The following is an 18,580-nucleotide window of genomic DNA, read 5'->3' on the forward strand; positions in this document are numbered from 1 at the left end:
CTAACGCGCCGACTCGGCAGGGTTTTTGGTCAGGACGCGGCGTCGTTCACGTCGATCTCGACCCGCTTCGCGGGTTCGCAAGCTCACCCGCTGCGCTCGCTCGATCTCCTCGCGTTTGCCCGGCGCAAGCGCCGGGCAAGGCTCGGATGTCGGCGCAGGCTGATAGAAATGGCGGTTGTGAGCCGGGATCCGCAGGAGACAGCCGGGGCAGCCGAGCTGGAGCTGCCCGGGCTGGTTCGCGACCGGGTCAAGGAGGGGCGGGCGAAGGCGGCGGCCACGCGGGCGCGGAAGGCCGCGGAGGCGTCGATCGCCGAGGTCGATCCGGTCGCAAAGGTCTTGGTCGACCTGCCGATGGCCCACCTGGACCGGCCCTTCGACTATGCGGTTCCGGCTTCGATGGCCGAGGAGGCGCAGCCCGGGGTCCGGGTGAAGGTGCGGTTCGGCCCCAAGGATGTCGACGGGTTCGTCGTGGCGCGGGCCGAAGCCTCCGAGCATGCGAAGCTGCAGCCGCTCAAGCGTGTCGTCAGCTCCGAGGCGGTGCTGACCCCGCAGGTGGCCGCGCTGAGCGAGTCGGTCGCCCGGCGCTACGCGGGTGCCCGGGCCGACGTCCTCCGGCTGGCGATCCCTCCTCGGCACGCGTCGACCGAGAAGGAGCCCTCAGCGCTCGCTCCGGCGGACAGCGCCTTCGATGCCGCTGCCGCGGCCGCGGCCTGGGCCGGCCATGAGCCCGCGGGCGCGTTCCTGCGACACCTGGCCTCCGGCGGCGCGCCGCGCGCGGTCTGGCACGCCGCAGCCGGGACCGATCACGCCGACCTGATCGCTCACGCGACCGCGGCGACGCTGGCCTCCGGGCGCGGTGCGCTGGTCGTGGTGCCGGACTGGAAGGACCTCGCCCGTCTCGACGTCGCGATGACCAAGGTGCTGGGGGAAGGGCAGCATGCGGTGCTCGCCGCCGACGCCGGTCCCGCCTCGCGCTACCGGGAGTTCCTCCGGGTCGCCCGGGGCGCGGTGAAGGTGGCGATCGGCACCCGGGCCGCGGCCTTCGCGCCGGTGCACGACCTCGGCCTGGTGGTCACCTGGGAGGACGGCGACGACCTGCTCGCCGAGCAGCGCGCGCCCTACCCGCACGCGCGTGACGTGCTGCTGCTGCGGGCCGAGCAGGAGCAGGCGGCCGCGCTCGTGGGTGGCTTCGCCCGGACCGTGGAGGCCGGCTTCCTGGCCGAGACCGGCTGGGCGCAGGAGATCCGTCCCACCCGGGCGCTGGCCCGCGAGCGGGTGAGCATCGAGATCACCGGCGACACCGACTTCGACCTCGAGAAGGACCCGCTCACCCGTGCTTCGCGGGTGCCTCGCGAGGCCCACGAGATCGTCCGGTCCGCGCTGGCCACCGGCCCCGTCCTCCTGCAGACGCCACGGCGGGGCTACGCGGCGTCGCTGGCGTGCGACCGTTGTCGTACGCCGGCCAGGTGCTCGGCCTGTCAGGGGCCGCTGCGGCTCGGGGGTCCGGCCGAACCGCCGACGTGCGGCTGGTGCGGTCATGTCGAGACGGCCTGGGCGTGCGGATCCTGCGGAGGGTTCGGGCTGCGGGCGCCGATCATCGGTGAGGCGCGCACGGCCGAGGAGATGGGTCGCTCGTTCGCCGGGGTGCGGGTGGTGACCTCCTCGGCGGGGGCGGTCAGGCAGACGGTGCCGGGCACACCGGCGATCGTGGTCGCGACCGTCGGCGCCGAGCCGGTCGCCGAGGGCGGTTATGCCGGGGTGCTGCTGCTCGACACCTGGCTGCTGCTGGGGCGGCCGGATCTGCGTACGGACGAGGAGGCGCTGCGTCGCTGGAGCAACGCCGCGGGGCTGGTGCGGCCCGGTGGGCGGGTTCTCGTGGTCGGTGACCCGGCGCTGTCGGTGCTGCAGGCGCTGGTGCGCTGGGACCAGCCGGGGTTCGCCCGGCGCGAGGCGGCGGCGCGCCAGGAGGCCCACCTTCCGCCGGCCTCGCGCCTGGCCACCATCACCGGCACGCCCGGGGCGCTCGACGACGCGCTCACCCTGCTCGCGCTGCCGCCGGGTGCGGAGGTGCTCGGGCCGGTGCCCGCCGAGCCCACGTCCACCGGAGAGCCACGGCTGCGCGCGGTCGTACGGGTGCCGCGATCCCTCGGAGTGCAGCTCACCGAGGCACTCGGGGAGCTGCAGCGGGTGCGGTCGGCGCGCAAGCTCGACCCGGTGCGGGTCCAGGTGGATCCGCCGACGCTCTGACCGACGCTCAGCCCACGTATTGTGGTCCCGACACGCTCGACCACCTAGGAGACCAGTGGCAGTCCAGTCCATCCGACTCTTCGGCGACCCCGTGCTGCGCAAGCCAGCGATCGAGGTCGTCGACTTCGACAAGGAGCTGCACAAGCTCGTCGCCGACCTGACCGACACCATGCTCGAGGCACCCGGCGCCGGACTGGCAGCTCCCCAGATCGGGGTGAGCCTGCGGGTCTTCACCTGGTACGTCGACGGCCAGGTGGGTCACCTGATCAACCCCGATCTGACCCTGTCGGAGGAGACGCAGGACGGGGGAGAGGGCTGCCTGTCGCTGCCCGACATCACCTTCGACTGCCGCCGGGCCCTGTCGGTGGTGGCGAAGGGGTTCAACATGCACGGTGAGCCCGTGACGATCGAGGGCTCCGAGCTGCTCGCCCGGGCCATCCAGCACGAGACCGACCACCTCGACGGCATCCTGTTCATCGACCGGCTCGACGAGGCCGCGCGCAAGGCGGCGATGAGGGAGATCCGGGAGTCGGAGTGGTTCGGCCTCGAGAAGCCGACCGTGAAGATCTCCCCGCACGCGACGAACGGGTTCGGGTTCTGATGAGGGTCGTCTTCGCAGGTACGCCCGAGGTGGCCGTCCCCTCACTGGACGCGATCGCGGCCTCGCGTCACGAGCTCGTCGGTGTCGTCACCCGCCCCGATGCCGCCCAGGGCCGCAGCAAGCGGCTGGTGCCCTCGCCGGTCGCGCAGCGCGCCGAGGAGCTGGGGGTTCCGGTGCTCAAGCCGGAGCATCCGCGCGAGCCCGATTTCCAGGCCGAGCTGAAGGCGCTCGAACCCGACTGCTGCCCGGTGGTCGCCTATGGCGCGATGCTGCCGCAGTCGGCGCTGGACATCCCGCGGCACGGCTGGGTCAACCTGCACTTCTCGCTCCTGCCCGCCTACCGTGGCGCCGCTCCGGTGCAGCGCGCGGTCTGGGCCGGCGAGGAGATCTCCGGGGCCACCACCTTCAGGATCGTCAAGGCGATGGACGCCGGCCCGGTCTTCGGCACCATGACCCAGGCGCTGGCGCCCGGCGAGACCTCCGGTTCGCTCTTCGAGAAGCTCACCGAGGGTGGGGCCGGGCTGCTGGTGTCCACGCTCGACGGCATCGAGGACGGCTCGCTGGAGGCGCGCGAGCAGCCCGTCGACGGGGTCACCTACGCCGACAAGATCACCGTCGAGGACGCCCGGATCGACTGGACGCAGAACGCCGTGGCCATCGACCGGCAGATCCGCGCCTGCACGCCGGCGCCGGGGGCCTGGACGCTGCTCGACGGAGAGCGGTTCAAGGTCGGACCGGTCACGATCGCCGAGGAGTCGGTGACCGCCGGCGAGCTGGTCGTCCGCAAGAACGAGGTCCTCGTCGGCACCGGCACCACCGCGGTCCGGCTGGGCCGGGTGAAGGCGTTCGGCAAGAAGGAGATGCCGGCGGCAGACTGGGCCCGCGGCGTACGTCTGGAGTCCGGTGTCACCTTCGAATAGAGCGCAGCCGGGTAGACGCCCCGGCAGGCGGCCGCAGGGCCCGCGTGGACCGGGGGCGAAGGGCAGCACGAAGCCGGCCGATCCGGCCCGGCTGGCCGCGTTCGAGGTACTCAAGGCGGTGCGGGTCGATGAGGCGTACGCCAACCTGGTGCTGCCCCACGTCCTCGGCCGCCTCGGGTTGGAGGGCCGTGACGCGGCCTTCGCCACCGAGCTCGCCTCAGGGACGCTGCGGCAGCAGGGGACCTACGACGCCGTGCTGGCCGCCTGCATCGATCGCCCGCTGGCCAAGGTCGAGGCGAAGGTGCTCGACGTGCTGCGGCTGGGGGCGCACCAGGTGCTGTCCATGCGGGTGCCCGACCATGCCGCGATCTCGACCAGCGTGGATCTGACCCGGTCGAAGGTCGGCCAGGGGCCGGCGGGGTTCGTCAACGCCGTGCTGCGCAAGCTCACCCGCAAGTCCCTGGACGAGTGGGTCGCCGAGGTGGCGCCCGCGCGCGAGCGGGACCATGACGGCTGGGCTTCGGTCGCCTTCAGCCACCCCCGCTGGGTGGTCGAGCGGCTCGCCGAGGCCGTCGGTCGTGACCAGGTCGACGCGCTGCTCGAGGCCGACAACGCGCCGCCGTCGGTCACGCTGGTCGCCCGGCCCGGGCGGGCAACGGTTGCCGAGCTCGGCGGCACGCCGACGCCCTACTCGCCCTTCGGGGTCACGCTCGACTCCGGCTCCCCGGCCGGGATCGTCGCCGTGGCCGAGGGGCGTGCGGGCGTACAGGACGAGGGCTCGCAGCTCGTGGCTATCGCCTTGGCCGAGGCCGGCGCCGACCGACCTGAGGGCCGGACGGAGTCCTGGCTGGACCTCTGCGCCGGACCGGGTGGGAAGTCGGCCCTGCTGGCCGCCCTGGCCGCCCAGCAGGGCGCGCTGCTGGTGGCCAACGAGCGCCAGCCGCACCGCGCCGGACTCGTGCTCGCCAACCTGACCGACCGATCAACTGGGACGCAGGTGGACGGCGTCGCCGGGGTCGTGGCGGGCGACGGGACCACGCCGCCGTTCAAGGACGCGACCTTCGACCGGGTCCTCGTCGACGCGCCGTGCACCGGCCTGGGCGCGCTGCGCCGCAGACCGGAGGCACGGTGGCGACGTGCGACGGCCGACCTTGACGTACTCGTCGACCTCCAGCGCTCCCTCCTCGACCGAGCGATCGACCTGACCCGGCCGGGCGGCGTGGTCCTCTACGCCACCTGCTCACCGGTGCTCACCGAGACGAAGGGTGTGGTGGAGAGCGTGCTCGAGGGCCGGTCCGACGTGACCCTCGAGCCCATCTCCGGCACGGCCGGCGAAGTGCCCGACAGCGCCGGACCGCTGCCGGGCACCGTTCAGCTGTGGCCGCACCGCCACGGCACCGACGCGATGTTCCTGGCGCTGCTGCGACGTACGCCGGAGTAGCTCAGCCGACCCACCTGAGCGAGCCGGCGAGGGCCTGGAGCTCGGCGTCGGTGGTGCCCTGCCCACCGTGGACGCTGATGAAGATGTCGCCGTGGACCTCGGTGAGGTAGGCCCCCGAGCCGGGGCCAGCCTTGTCGGGGTCCGCGCTCCACTTGGCGAAGACCTTCGCCGGGCGGATCACCAGGCCGGCCACGCCACCGTCCTCGGAGGTGCAGGACGCCTTGTCATCGATCACGTACCACTCGCACGTCCACCCCGCGGGCTGCTTGACCGGAGCCGCGTCGAGGAGCCCATGGGGAAGGCCCTCGGTGGCGAGGGTGATCCCGGGGTAGTCCTCGAGCAGCGGGCCGTTGCTCCACATCTGTTCGACCGCATCGGCGGGTCCGGACAGGACGATGGTGAGCCCGATGCCGACGCCCGGAGACTTGCCCGGGGCCGCCTGCGCGGTGCTCTGCGCCTGCACGGTGATCTGCATCGTCTCGGCCTCGTCGTTGGTGACGACCAGACCGGTGACACCCGCATCGAGGTCGAGGCGCTGCCCCGGGGAGAGCGGAGCCGCCGACGGTGAGGCCGAGGCGGAGGGCGCCCCGGCTGCACCGAGGGGGGACTGGTCCACGGCGGTGGTGCTCAGGAGCTGGGAGAGCCCGATGCCGCCCGCGGCGAAGGCGCCCACGGCCGCAGCGGCACCGACGGTCACGGTGATGCGCCGGCGGCGCCGGATGCGTGAGCCCGCGCTGATCGCGCCGGCCGAGAGCCCGGCGTAGTCGGGGTGCTGGTCGGCGACACGCTCCTGCAGTGCCGTACGGATGCTGGTCTCCGGGCTGTCCATGGAATCGTTCATCGGGTGGTCCTCTCCGGGAAGATGTCCGCCACCAGCGGGCGCAGCCGTTCCAGGGCACGCTTCGAGCGGGTGCGGACCGCCGTCTCGGTCAGTCCGAGATCGGCAGCGGTCTGGGACACGGATCGGTCCTCCCAGTAGCGCGCGACGAGCACGGCCCGGTCGGTCGGCGACAGCCGCTGGAGGGCGGCAAGCAGGTCGATCCGGGCGCTGGGGTCGGCATCGCTGCCCGGATCGTCCGGCAGCGTGGAGGTCGGCATCTCGGCGTTGCGCCGGAGCCGTCGGTGGGAGATGAATCCGTTGAGGAGCACACGTCGCGCGTAGGCCGCCGGGTTGTCCGCCCGGCTGACTCGCCGCCAGGACGCGAAGACCCGGGCGTACGTCGTCTGGGTCAGGTCCTCGGCGAGGTGATGGTCACCCGTCAGCAGCAGCGCGGTGCGGTAGAGCGTGCCACCCGTCGCATGGACGAAGTCGGCGAACTCCTCGGCGGAGGTCCTCGCGGTCGATGTGCTCACATCCCTTCGACGCCTCGGCCTGAGGTCCACGTGACACCCCCGTGCGGATTCGGATGAGCGGGTTTCGGGTCAGCACATCATCGCAGCGCCTACGCTGGCGGGCATGGCCAAGTCATCCCCGTCGGTGGAGATCGAGGTGGACAACCGCGTCGTCAGGATCTCCAACCCGGACCGGGTCTACTTCCCTGAGACCGGGGCGACGAAGCTCGACGTGGCGCAGTACTACCTCGCCGTCGGCCCGGGAATCGTCAACGCGCTGTGGGAGCGGCCGTGCATGCTGCACCGGTTCCCCAAGGGCCTGGCCGGGCCGAAGGTGCACCAGAAGCGGCTGCCGCAGGGGGCGCCCGACTGGATCGAGACCGTACGCCTCTACTTCCCGCGCTGGGGCCGCACCGCCGACGAGCTCTGCGTGACCGAGCTCGGTGCGGTGATCTGGGCGGTGCAGATGTCGACGGTGGAGTTCCACCCCTGGAACAGCCGCCGCGAGGACACCGAGAAGCCCGACGAGTGGCGCATCGACCTGGATCCCGGTCCGGCGTGCCCGTTCTCGACCGTGCAGACAGTGGCCGGCATCGTCCGCGAGCTCCTCGACGAGCTGGGCGCGGTCGGCTACCCGAAGACGAGCGGTGGCTCGGGGATGCACGTCTATGTCCGGATCCCGGCGGAGCACGGGTTCGGTGACGTACGCCGCGCCGCGCACGCCTTCGCCCGCGAGGTCGAGCGCCGGGCACCGAAGCTGGTCACCACCGCCTGGTGGCGCAAGGATCGCGACCCGGCGCAGCTGTTCGTGGACTTCAACCAGAACACCAGGGACCACACGATCGCGTGTGCCTACTCGATCCGCGGCGTCGCCGACGGCCGGGTCTCCACCCCGATCACCTGGGAGGAGACCAAGGACGTCGACCCGCGCGAGTTCACGATGCGTACGGTGCCGGCACGGTTCGCGGAGATCGGCGACCTGCACGCCGACATCGACGACCATCCGTTCTCGATCCAGCCGCTGCTCGAGTGGGCCGACCGGGACGAGCGCGACGGCGCCGAGACACCACCCGACGCCGAACCCGACGCCGAGTGACCGTCACCAGACCTTGAGCCGCTCGCCGAGGGTGCGACCCAGCTCCTGGGAGTAGGTCGCGGTGAGGTGGTGGCCGTCGCGGTGGGTGATCGTGTCGCCCACGACGGTGGTGCAGATGCCGACGCTGTCGCAGAACATGTCGTCGAGGTCGACTGTCTCCACGCGCGCCGCCTTGGCCGCCTGCATCTGCAGATCGGCGCCGTCCTGCTGGCTCTCGAGCGGCTTGTAGGTGCAGGGCGAGAGCGTCTTGTTGCTGCTCAGGCAGGTGGCCGGGTCGAACTCGAGCGCCGGTACGTCGCGCAGCCACACGGTGCGCTTGGCGACAGGCTTCACCTGGGCCAGCAGGCGCTGGTAGCCGCGGTAGACGGCGCGGCGTACGTCCTCGCGGTCGGTGTGCCGGCCCGAGGAGTCGTGGTAGGCGGCGCTGATCGGGCGCGAGGAGATCAGCAGCAGGTCGGGGCGGAGCTTCTTGACCGACGAGAGCATGAAGTCGTGGAAGTCGTCGCACGACGTCATCGGGTCGGTGCTGTCGATCTTGTCGGGGGTGACCAGCGAGACGGTGCACTGGGGCATCGCCAGCATGTAGGCGCGGTAGCCCGAGCGCTCGGCGATCTCCTCGACCGCGGGTGTCCAGTGGCGGGCGTGGGAGTCGCCGATGACCACGATCGTCTTCTCGGCGTCGGCGTCACCGCGCGGGCACAGCTTGCGTACCTTCGTCGAGTAGTAGTTGCACTCGCCGACCGACTCCACGTCGTCGGAGAGGTTGGTGAGGCCCGGCTTCAGGTTGGTCGGGATCGCCTGGTTCTTGCGGGCCGCGAGCACCGAGGCCTTCACCAGCGCGGGGAGCGCGTCGGGCGCCTGCGGCTTGGCCGCGGGCGGTGCGGCGCTCGACGCCGGTCGGTCGGGTTGCTTTGACGGTCCCGAAGAGGCGGAGGAGTCAGCCTCGGCCAGCGTGATCGCCGGCTGGTAGCCGTCGCGCGCGGTCCCGGTGGCGTAGGTGTTGGCGCCGAAGCAGGTCACCGCGACCAGGGTGATGCTCAGCGGGTAGAGCGCCACCGGGCCCAGCGTGGCGGCTCGACCGAACGCCGGACGGCGCCAGATGATGCCGCGCCGGAACGGTTCCTCGACGAAGTGGTAGGAGAGCCCCGCCAGGCCGAGCGCAAGTGCGACGAGGAGCACCTGCTCCCACCAGCGCAGCTCGCGACCCAGCTGCAGCTCGGCGAGGACCAGCACCGGGAAGTGCCACAGGTAGAGCGAGTAGGACCAGTTGCCGACGACCTGCAGCGGCGGCACCGACAGCAGCCGGCCGACCACCGTCGGGCCGTGCCACAGCGTGCCGGCCACGATGATGAAGACGCTGCCGAGAACCGGCACCAGTGCCGGGGTGCCCGGGAACGGGGTCGCGTCGTTGAACTGCAGGCAGGCGCACACGATGAAGAACATCCCGAACGCCGAGAGCACCTGTGCCCGCCAGCGCGCGGTGGCGTCCTGCGACCCGTCGTCGCGGAACGCGATCGCCGCGATCGCGCCCAGGCCGAGCTCCCAGGCGCGGGTGAACGGCGAGAAGTAAGCCGCCTCCGGGCTGGTCCGGGTCAGCACCGCCGAGGCCAGCAGCGATGCCACGATGACGACGCCGAGAGCGATGACCAGCACGCGCCTGCGTCTGCGTTGGTCGGGCTTGGCGGAGCCGTCCGTCGCGGCGTTCCGGCTGCGCAGTCTCATCGCCCACAGGCAGCCCAGGATCATCAGCGGCCAGACCAGGTAGAACTGCTCCTCGACCGCGAGGGACCAGAAGTGCTGCAGCGGCGAGGGCGGCAGCGCTGCGGAGAAGTAGTCGGTCTCCAGCGACGCGAACCGGAAGTTCGCGGCGAACGCCGCCGACCACAGCGCGTCGAGGGCGATCACGCGGGTGCGTACGAAACCGAGGAAGAGGGCTGCATAGACGACGGTCGCGAGCAGCACCAGCGTCGCCGCCGGCAGGATCCGGCGGGCCCGGCGCGCGTAGAAGCCGAGCAGGCTGACCCGGCCCTCGGTGCGTACCTGCCGCATGAGCTGCTGGGTGATCAGGAAGCCCGAGATCGCGAAGAAGACGTCGACGCCGACGAAGCCGCCGGTCAGCGATCCGAAGCCGACGTGCAGCGCGACGACCGCGAGCACCGCGATCGCGCGGAGGCCCTGGATGTCGGGACGATGCCGAGACGAGGTGGGGCCTGTCGACTCCACGAGCAGCCGCACCTCCCTCAGCGCATTCGTCACATTCGTCGCGACGATAACTCTCGCAACCGGCCGATCCTGGTAGACGCGCCTAGGGTCCTAGTCGAGATCGACGTCGTTTCCGGCGGCGACGGGGCCTGCGGTCGCCGGAAGTGGGGGAGGAGTGCCGCCGAAGGCGGGGCACAGCGGCTTGTGGGCGCACCATCCGCAGAGCTTCCCCGGGTTCGGCTGCCACTCGCCGGTCTCCTGGGCGGTGCGGATGGCCCGCCAGATCGCCTCGGCCTTGCGCTCGGTCGCGAGCAGGTCGGCCTCGTCGGGCACGTAGCGCAGGATGTCGCCGGAGCCGAGGTAGATCAGCTGCAGCATCGCCGGCACCACGCCCCGCGTGCGCCAGATCACCAGGGCGTAGAACTTGAGCTGGAACAGCGCCTTCGCCTCGTACGCCTCGCTGGGGATCCTCGAGGTCTTGTAGTCGACCACCCGGATCCGGCCGTCGGCGGCGACGTCGACACGGTCGATGAAGCCGCGCAGCAGCAGCTTGGAGTCGAGCAGCGCCTCGACGTAGTGCTCGCGCTCGGCGGGCTCCAGACGGCGCGGGTCCTCCAGGTCGAAGTAGTGCCGCAGCACCTGCCGGCACGACTCCAGCCAGCCCTCCTCCGCGTCGTCGGCCCCGGAGGTGAAGAGCGTCGCCAGTGCCGGGTCGAGGCTGCGTACGTCCTCCCACGCCTGCTCCACCATCGACTTCGCCTGCCGGGGCGTGCGCTCGGGAGCGGGCAGGTCGAAGAGGTCCTCGAGCACCTTGTGCACCACGGTCCCGCGCGCGGCCGCCTCCGAGGGCGGCTCGGGAAGCTGGTCGATGGTGCGGAACCGGTAGAGCAGCGGGCACGAGGTGAAGTCGCTCGCGCGGCTCGGGGAGAGCGACCCCAGCACGTTGACGCCGTCGACGGGGGTCGACAGCGAATCGGCAGGTGAGGTGCTCATGACCTCGACACTATTCGCAAGCACCGACAACCGGGTCGACACCACCTGGCAACCGCCGTTCAAGTACGCTCGGAATGTGGCAGACCCTGACCCACGCCCCGACCGCGACAAGCCGGTCGACGAGGCGGAGCCCACCCCCCGAGTCCCGGGCACGATCAAGGTCGGTTCCGTCGCGGGCAGCGACGTCCTGGTGACACCGTCCTGGTTCCTCATCGCGGCGCTGATCGCCTGGTTGATGGCGCCCCAGATCGACGAGGTGGCGCCGGGGCTGGGCTGGCTGACGTACGTCGCCGGCTTTGCCTTCGCGGTCGTCCTCTACGGCGCCGTCCTGCTGCACGAGGCGGCCCACGCGGTCGTCGCCAAGCGGCTCGGCTATCCCGTGGGTGTGATCATGCTCCACTTCCTCGGCGGCGCCACCTCCGTGGAGAAGGAGGCGAGACGGCCCCGCGACGAGTTCTGGATCGCTGTCGTCGGACCGCTGGTCTCGCTGGCCGTTGCGGCAGCTGCCTTCGGTGTCTCCTTCCTCACCCCCGGCGGCCTGGTCGGGCTGTTCATCACCGGCCTGTGGTTCACCAACCTCTTCGTCGGCGTGCTCAACCTCGTCCCCGGCCTGCCTCTCGACGGCGGCCGGTTGCTCAAGGCGGGGGTGTGGGCCGCGACCGGCGACATCAACCGCGGCAACATCGTCGCCGGCTGGGCCGGGCGGGTCCTTGCGGTCGTCGTGCTGCTGTGGCCCTTCATCCAGGGGCAGATCCTCGGCGTCCAGCCCGACCTCACCGACTACGTCCTCGCGGTGATCATCGGCGTCTTCCTCTGGAGCGGTGCCTCCGCGGCGATCATGTCGGCGAGAGCGCGCATGCGGCTCCCGCTCCTCGTCGCCCGCGACCTCGCCCGCCGCACCCTGGCCGTCCCCGCCGATCTTCCGCTCGCCGAGGCCGTACGCCGCGCCCAGGAGGCCGAGGCCGGCAGCATCGTCACGGTGAGCAGCGGCGGCGAGCCGATCGGTCTCGTCCACGAGGGCGCGCTGCTGGCTACCCCGGAGGATCGTCGTCCCTGGATGGCCACCTCGACGGTCACCCGTCAGCTCGAGGACGGCCTCACCCTCCCGGCCGACATCGACGGTGAGTCCCTGGTCAAGGCGATCTCCAAGACCCCGGCACCCGAATACCTCTTGGTCGAGCCCGACGGCTCGATCTATGGCGTACTGGTCACCTCCGACGTCGACGCTGCCTTCCGCGCGGGAGCTTGAGGGATCGCGGTTTGCCGGGTTGGCCGGGAGAACGGGTAGCCTCGGCGGGTGTCAAGCGCTGATATCCCAGACATTCCGGCCGAGGCCCGAGCGGGCGTGCACCGCGGGCCGCTTCGTGAGGGCGAGTGGGTGCGGCTGACCGACACCAAGGGTCGCCGCCACAACTTCGAGCTCGTCGCCGGCAAGCGCTTCTTCTCCAACAAGGGCCACATCGATCACGACGAGCTGATCGGCCGCGAGGAGGGCTTCACGGTCACCGCCTCGACGGGCGGTGAATACCTGGTCTTCCGCCCGCTGCTGTCGGAGTTCGTGGTCTCGATGCCGCGCGGCGCCGCGGTGGTCTACCCCAAGGACGCCGCCCAGATCGTCGCCATGGCCGACATCTTCCCGGGTGCCTCCGTGGTGGAGGCCGGGGTCGGCTCCGGCGCCCTGACCTGCTCGCTGCTGCGCGCGGTGGGCCCGTTCGGCAAGGTCACCTCCTTCGAGCGTCGCGAGGAGTTCGCCGAGGTCGCCCGCAAGAACGTCGACCAGTTCTTCGGTACGCCGGCAGGGGAGTCCCACCCGAGCTGGTCGCTCAACCTGGGCGACCTCCAGGAGGAGCTGCCGCGCCAGCAGATCCGCTGCGACCGGCTGATCCTCGACATGCTCGCTCCGTGGGAGTGCGTCGACGCGGCGGCCGAGGCGCTCTACCCCGGTGGCATGGTCTGCGCCTACGTCGCGACCACCACCCAGCTGTCCCGCTTCGTCGAGACGGTCCGCGCCCACGGCGGGTTCACCGAGCCGCAGGCCTGGGAGTCGCTGGTGCGCGACTGGCACGTCGAGGGTCTCGCGGTCCGGCCGGGTCACAAGATGATCGGCCACACCGCCTTCCTGGTCACGGCCAGGAAGCTGGCACCGGGCGAGCGTGCGCCGCGCAAGACGCGTCGACCTGCGCCCGGGGCGTACGGACCTGACTACACCGGCCCGCGCCCGGCAGACATGCCGGTTCCTGAGCCGGTCGTGGACGTCCTGCCCGAGGATGGCGCCGAGGTGGACTGAGTCCGCTCCGCGACGGCGTACATCTGTCCGGTGTGCCACGGGTCGACACGAACTCGGCCGCTGCCGACGAATAGTGTCCAACACCGGTAAATCCTTCTCCTCTCCTGCCCCTCTCCCTTGTAGGGTCGAAGCAGTAGAGGAGGTGTGCTGATGTCGACATCCGATGGATTCCGTTCCGAGGGGCGCAGCCCCGAGGAGCTCGAGAGTCATGTCCGTTTCCTCGAAGCTGAGGTGACCGACCTGCGGCACAGACTGACCGAGATGCCCGGATCTTCGCGTGGCCTGGAGGCGCGGCTCGCCGACGCGCAGCGCTCCCTGTCCGCCGTTACGTCGCAGAACGAGCGACTCACCGTGACGCTTCGGGATGCCCGAGACCAGATCATCAAGCTCAAGGAGGAGGTCGACCGGCTGGCACAGCCGCCAGCAGGCTTCGGCACCTTCATCGAGCGCAACGAGGACGACTCGATCGATGTCTTCACCGGCGGGCGCAAGCTCCGGGTGACCGCATCGCCCAACGTCGACCTCGACGAGCTGCGCTATGGCCAGGAGGTCATGCTCAACGAGGCGCTGAACGTCGTGGCCGCGATGGAGTACGAGAAGGTCGGCGAGGTGGTGATGTTCAAGGAGCTGCTCGCCGACGGTGAGCGCGCCCTGGTGATCGCCAACGCCGACGAGGAACGGGTCGTGCGTCTCGCCGAGCCGCTGCTTCAGGACGCCATCCGCGCCGGTGACTCGTTGCTGCTCGAACCACGGTCGGGCTATGTCTACGAGAAGGTGCCGAAGTCCGAGGTCGAGGAGCTCGTCCTGGAGGAGGTGCCCGACATCTCGTATGAGTCGATCGGTGGCCTCGCCGGCCAGATCGAGCAGATCCAGGACGCGGTCGAGCTGCCGTACCTCTACCCCGACCTCTTCATCGAGCACCAGCTCAAGCCGCCCAAGGGTGTGCTGCTCTACGGTCCTCCGGGCTGTGGCAAGACCTTGATCGCGAAGGCTGTCGCCAACAGCCTCGCGAAGAAGGTCGCCGCGAAGACGGGAGCGGACGGCAAGTCCTACTTCCTCAACATCAAGGGCCCCGAGCTCCTCAACAAGTACGTCGGTGAGACCGAGCGCCACATCCGCCTGGTCTTCCAGCGGGCTCGTGAGAAGGCCGCGGCCGGCACCCCGGTGATCGTCTTCTTCGACGAGATGGACTCGCTGTTCCGCACACGTGGCACCGGTGTCTCCTCCGACGTGGAGAACACCATCGTTCCGCAGCTCCTCTCCGAGATCGACGGCGTCGAGGCTCTGGAGAACGTGCTGGTGATCGGTGCCTCCAACCGTGAGGACATGATCGACCCGGCGATCCTGCGTCCGGGCCGTCTGGACGTGAAGATCAAGATCGAGCGTCCCGACGCCGAGGGTGCTCGTGACATCTTCTCGAAGTACCTGGTCCCCGGCCTGCCGCTGCACCCGACCGACGTGGGCGAGTTCAACGGCGACAAGCAGGCCACCGTCGACGAGCTGATCCGCACGGTCGTCGAGCGGATGTACACGGAGTCCGAGGAGAACCGCTTCCTGGAGGTCACCTACGCCAACGGCGACAAGGAGATCCTCTACTTCAAGGACTTCAACTCCGGCGCGATGATCCAGAACATCGTCGACCGGGCCAAGAAGATGGCCATCAAGTCCTTCCTGGACTCCGGCGAGGACTCCGGCCAGAAGGGTCTGCGGGTGCAGCACCTGCTCCAGGCCTGCGTGGACGAGTTCAAGGAGAACGAGGACCTCCCCAACACCACCAACCCCGACGACTGGGCCCGCATCTCCGGCAAGAAGGGCGAGCGGATCGTCTTCATCCGCACGCTCATCACCGGCAAGCAGGGCACCGAGCCGGGTCGTTCGATCGAGCAGGTATCGAACACGGGTCAGTACCTGTAAACAGATCGCCTGACAATCCGCCCGTGACCTGCTCGTTTGGTCACGGGCGGATGTCTGTTCGTCGGCGGTCGACACGGGTATCTGCCGCGGCTGCGATCTGTAATCGAATACGGGGTTCGGTCGTCATGTGTGGACTGTGTCCAGCGACGAGTGTGCGGATGACCCATCCGGGGTGTCTTCTTTGCAAACGGTGATGGCGTGCGGCTGAGGAGCACCGGAGCGTGGATCCGGTGGCGTCGGGAAACCGGGAGGCGGACACCGGTGGTGGGCTGAGATGATCTCCTCGTGTTGAAGGGCGTACGTGAGGTGTTGATCCGGTCGACGTGGACTGTTCCACGGGCACCGGAGACATCAGCCGGCCGCCCGGATGGCGAGGTGCTGGCCAGGCAGGTCGACGTCGCGCTGATGGCGGCCGGGTTCAAGGCATCGCCCGAGGTCCTCGCTCACCTTGCCGAGGTCGAGGAGTCCGTGGGTCGCGAGATGGCCGAGGAGATCGTCGCGATCACGGCTGCGGCTGTGGGCGCTCGGGCGAAGCACAACATCTACTTCCGTGACTTCCCACGGAACGTGCCGGACACGGTGGACTTTTGGGTCGGGCTGCTGACCGAGGCGCTCGCCACGGTGACCAGCGAGGAGGAGATCGATCGGCTCTTCCCGACCAAGGGTGGTTTGAACCTGCTTGCGCTCCCTCGCTATGGCCGCTATCAGCACACGTACACGGAGATGGTGGCTGCGCACGGCGCCTTCGTCCCGGCGCTCAGCGACCGGCGAACCGTCTTGCGTCTCGGTGCTCCGGTGGAGGAAGCCGCACACGAGCTCTACCTGGCATGGGCGGCGCGCACGACCCCGCCAAGCCTGGAGGAGCTCGCTGACCTGGCGGTCCTCGCGGAGTTCTGTGCCGACATGGAGCAACCGGTCGCGGTCCCGGCACGTGAGCGCCTCGCCGTCGTCAACGCTGCCCAGGTCCGCGCGGGAAGGAGCCCGCACGTCACCACGGTGACCGACGTGCTGCGCCTCGCCGTGGCATTGAGCGGCGGTGACGTCACGTTGGCGACGCCGACCAGGTTTGTCTCCTTGCCCCGGCGCCTGCGCCGCTTGCTGTTGGGGGCGCTGGATGCGGTGGTTGCGAAGGATTCGGCTCGCGCCGCCGATGCGGTGCGTGAGCGCGAAGCCTGGAAGCGGCTAGGTGAGCGGTTGCACGCGGGGGAGTATCCACAGTCTTCGTACGCCACTGAGGTCTTCGCGACGGCCCGTGACCCGCGGCGTATGCCGACCTTGGCGGCCCGGGTCGAGCGTGCGGTGATCAACGGTGAGCTCACCGCGGCCGTGGCGACGCTTGCGACGGCCCCGGGGATGCTGGTGCGTGCGTTCGATCGGATGATCCGAATGGCCTCGACGCCGGCCGAGCACGCGGCCGTCCTTGATGCTGTCGAAAGCGCATTGCCGAAGGTCGCGGGCCGGCTGGTGCTGTCGCTGCGTGAGCACGTGGTGAACCGCGCCGACGTCGGCGGCGCACGCGTCTTTGTCAATCGACGCGGGCACGCTCATGCCGAGCAGGACCGACGAGGCGCGCTTGATGCCGAGACGATCGCGCGGGTGCGAGCGGCGTGCGACGTGGAGTACCGGCGCCGCTTGGACCTGGGGGAGCAGGTGGTGATCGACCCGTCGATGCTCGGCGTCACCCTCCCACTGTCTGGGCGGGTGCGTTCTGATGGGTTCGGGACGCTACCGAGGGGTTCCCGTACGCGGATCGACGGGGAGGCGCTGCGCTTCTTCGTGCACTGGCGCCAGGCGAGGGAAAGGACAGATCTGGATCTTTCCTGCCTGCTTCTCCACGCCGACTTCACCTTCGCCAGCCAGGTCTCTTACACCGAGTTGACCGGTGCCGGCATGGTCCACTCCGGGGACATCGTCGAGGCGCCCGAGGGCGCCAGCGAGATGATCGACATCGAATTGGGCCGCGTCCGCGCTGACGTAATCGTTCCGCAGGTCAACGTCTACTCCGGCGAGTCGTTCGAGCAGTGCGCGGAGGCGTATTTCGGATACATGGAGCGCTCTCCGGGGCAGGAGGGCCTGCCGTTCGAGCCGGCCACGGTGCGCATGCGTTCAGATCTCACCGGTCCGGGGCGCGTGTCGCTGCCCGTGGCGTTCGTACGCCGCGCGGGCGTGTGGCAGGCGCTCTGGCTCAACCTCTCCCAGCCAGGTGCCCCGCGTTTCAACACCGTCGAAGGCAACGCCGGGCTCACGACCGAACAGGTCCGCGCGATCGACGCCCGAACCCACCTCGATCTCGGCTACCTGGCTGGGCTACTGCGTGCCTCGGAGACAAGTGTCACGATCGACTCGGTGCCTTTGCCAGGTTCGACGTTCATCTCATCGGAGATGCCGGATGACGTGCCTGAGGGGTGTCGGGTGATCACGCCACGGAACCTGATGGACCTCGTCCCAGCCTGATCGGTAACGTTGAGCTTGGCCGAGGCCATGAGGCGACTTCCTTCTCAAACCTCTCGTTGAACAGTCGCCACGCCTTCCTCTGCCTCCTTCGAGGGCTTCGCACATAGGCGGAGCCCTCCGTTGGTTCGATCGCACCCGCGGCGAGGGGGCGGACATCGAATTGGTGCGTCGACTACTTCGACCTCGGCCGCCCGGCGGAGGACCTCCTCGGGCATCACGGCAGCACCCATCACCAGACGCGGCCCCATGCCGTAGTCGTGAATGACGAGGAAACTGCCGCCGCTCCGTGCGCGCTACGGCTTCTCGCTCGACTCCGATATCCGAAGTCCTTCGGCGACGGCTTTGCTGAGCTCGGCTGCGTGGGTCGGCACATGCCGGGTGGCCCAGGCGGGCAGCGCAGCGAGGAAGGCGTCGATGTCGGACTCCATGACGGCGAGCGCGGCGTCCAACTGGTCTCTCGGGCACTCGAGGGTGGCGAGGACGAGGCCTTCGTCGTCGTGCTGAGTGATCAGGATCTGGTCGGCATCCATCTCGAGGCCCGTGTCGGGTGAGTGGCCGAGGCAGGCGAACTCTGACCGCCCGGCGAGGAAGCCGTAGACCTCGTCGCGCTCGTCGAGCGCAACACAGCATCCTGGCATCATCGTGATCCCGGCGACGGTGTCAGTGAACGCCGGTCCGCCCCAGACGATGACCGCGGTACCCTCGGCCTCCCGGTTGGTCACCCGGCCGAGATACTCCTCGACGGTTGCGGCTGGTTGCTGTTCGTCGTCGTAGTAGAACCAGTGCAGGCTCGCGTGAATTACGGATCCGATCTGCTCATCGGTGAGATCTCCGGAAAGGGAGATGTGGCCGCCCGGTATCGCGCCGAGGGTCGGCCAGAGATCGAACGCGGGGTCAAAGTAGATCTCGACGGCCGCCTCGATCTTCAATGATGGGGACCGCTCGGACACGCTGGCAGGATCGCAGAGGTGTGTCGTCTGGAGCAATCGCGTTTTGCGAGCGCGGGGTCAACGGCGCTTCTTGTAGATCTCGATGTGCAGTCCGTGTCAGATCCCGTGGAAGTCGAGTGCGGTGAAGACGTGGATCTCAGGCT

The 18,580-nt window shown here is 69.8% G+C and carries 14 protein-coding genes; 9 read left to right on the forward strand and 5 right to left on the reverse strand.

Annotation, left to right across the window (positions count from 1 at the left end; genetic code table 11):
- Window positions 1–168 precede the first annotated feature (168 nt).
- The 4 genes from ACFU7D_RS20535 to ACFU7D_RS20550 are packed head-to-tail and all read left to right on the forward strand — an operon-like array spanning window position 169 to window position 5,209.
- Entirely contained in the window at window positions 169–2,247 is a 2,079-nt protein-coding gene (locus tag ACFU7D_RS20535; RefSeq protein WP_378870563.1) for a primosomal protein N', read from the forward strand.
- A gap of 55 nt (window positions 2,248–2,302) precedes the next feature.
- A complete protein-coding gene (gene def, locus ACFU7D_RS20540; protein WP_378725983.1) occupies window positions 2,303–2,848 on the forward strand; it encodes a peptide deformylase in 546 nt (181 codons plus the stop codon).
- Window positions 2,848–3,768 (forward strand): methionyl-tRNA formyltransferase, encoded by a 921-nt coding sequence (gene fmt, locus ACFU7D_RS20545; RefSeq protein WP_378870570.1) that lies wholly within the window; start codon window positions 2,848–2,850, stop codon window positions 3,766–3,768. Before def ends, fmt begins: the two co-directional genes overlap by 1 nt.
- Window positions 3,752–5,209: an RsmB/NOP family class I SAM-dependent RNA methyltransferase gene (locus ACFU7D_RS20550; RefSeq protein ID WP_378870572.1), complete on the forward strand. Its 1,458-nt coding sequence runs from the start codon at window positions 3,752–3,754 to the stop codon at window positions 5,207–5,209. Before fmt ends, ACFU7D_RS20550 begins: the two co-directional genes overlap by 17 nt.
- Before the next feature lies 1 nt (window position 5,210).
- Here ACFU7D_RS20550 and ACFU7D_RS20555 read toward each other — a convergent pair whose 3' ends face one another.
- Window positions 5,211–6,050, reverse strand: a complete 840-nt coding sequence (locus tag ACFU7D_RS20555) for a hypothetical protein (protein ID WP_378870575.1) — start codon at window positions 6,048–6,050, stop codon at window positions 5,211–5,213.
- Window positions 6,047–6,562, reverse strand: a complete 516-nt coding sequence (locus ACFU7D_RS20560) for a SigE family RNA polymerase sigma factor (RefSeq protein WP_378725975.1) — start codon at window positions 6,560–6,562, stop codon at window positions 6,047–6,049. Before ACFU7D_RS20560 ends, ACFU7D_RS20555 begins: the two co-directional genes overlap by 4 nt.
- Before the next feature lie 103 nt (window positions 6,563–6,665).
- Here ACFU7D_RS20560 and ligD point away from each other — a divergent pair, with 103 nt between their 5' ends.
- On the forward strand, window positions 6,666–7,637 hold the full coding sequence (ligD, locus tag ACFU7D_RS20565; RefSeq protein WP_378870578.1) for a non-homologous end-joining DNA ligase: 972 nt from the start codon (window positions 6,666–6,668) through the stop codon (window positions 7,635–7,637).
- Window positions 7,638–7,640: 3 nt separating this feature from the next.
- On the opposite strand, the gene ACFU7D_RS20570 is transcribed toward ligD, so the two are convergent.
- Both ACFU7D_RS20570 and ACFU7D_RS20575 read right to left on the reverse strand, forming a co-directional pair.
- Window positions 7,641–9,860 (reverse strand): acyltransferase family protein, encoded by a 2,220-nt coding sequence (locus tag ACFU7D_RS20570; protein ID WP_378870580.1) that lies wholly within the window; start codon window positions 9,858–9,860, stop codon window positions 7,641–7,643.
- A gap of 90 nt (window positions 9,861–9,950) precedes the next feature.
- A complete protein-coding gene (locus tag ACFU7D_RS20575; RefSeq protein ID WP_378870583.1) occupies window positions 9,951–10,832 on the reverse strand; it encodes a RecB family exonuclease in 882 nt (293 codons plus the stop codon).
- A 76-nt stretch (window positions 10,833–10,908) separates the two neighbouring features.
- Between ACFU7D_RS20575 and ACFU7D_RS20580 the strand changes: the two genes are divergently transcribed.
- From ACFU7D_RS20580 to ACFU7D_RS20595, 4 genes are all read left to right on the forward strand, one after another.
- A complete protein-coding gene (locus tag ACFU7D_RS20580; protein WP_378870585.1) occupies window positions 10,909–12,081 on the forward strand; it encodes a site-2 protease family protein in 1,173 nt (390 codons plus the stop codon).
- A 48-nt stretch (window positions 12,082–12,129) separates the two neighbouring features.
- A complete protein-coding gene (locus tag ACFU7D_RS20585) occupies window positions 12,130–13,119 on the forward strand; it encodes a tRNA (adenine-N1)-methyltransferase (protein WP_378870588.1) in 990 nt (329 codons plus the stop codon).
- A 150-nt stretch (window positions 13,120–13,269) separates the two neighbouring features.
- Window positions 13,270–15,033 (forward strand): proteasome ATPase, encoded by a 1,764-nt coding sequence (gene arc, locus ACFU7D_RS20590; RefSeq protein ID WP_378870591.1) that lies wholly within the window; start codon window positions 13,270–13,272, stop codon window positions 15,031–15,033.
- 285 nt (window positions 15,034–15,318) lie between these two features.
- Complete coding sequence (locus ACFU7D_RS20595; protein WP_378870593.1) at window positions 15,319–17,487, forward strand: TerD family protein; 2,169 nt, start codon at window positions 15,319–15,321, stop codon at window positions 17,485–17,487.
- Window positions 17,488–17,780: 293 nt separating this feature from the next.
- Here the strand turns inward: ACFU7D_RS20595 and ACFU7D_RS20600 are convergent, their stop codons facing one another.
- Window positions 17,781–18,437 carry a hypothetical protein gene (locus ACFU7D_RS20600; protein WP_378870595.1) on the reverse strand — a complete coding sequence of 219 codons (657 nt, stop codon included), beginning with the start codon at window positions 18,435–18,437 and terminating at the stop codon, window positions 17,781–17,783.
- Window positions 18,438–18,580: the final 143 nt, after the last annotated feature.

Source organism: Nocardioides sp. NPDC057577, from assembly GCF_042801335.1.
Taxonomy (GTDB): domain Bacteria; phylum Actinomycetota; class Actinomycetes; order Propionibacteriales; family Nocardioidaceae; genus Nocardioides.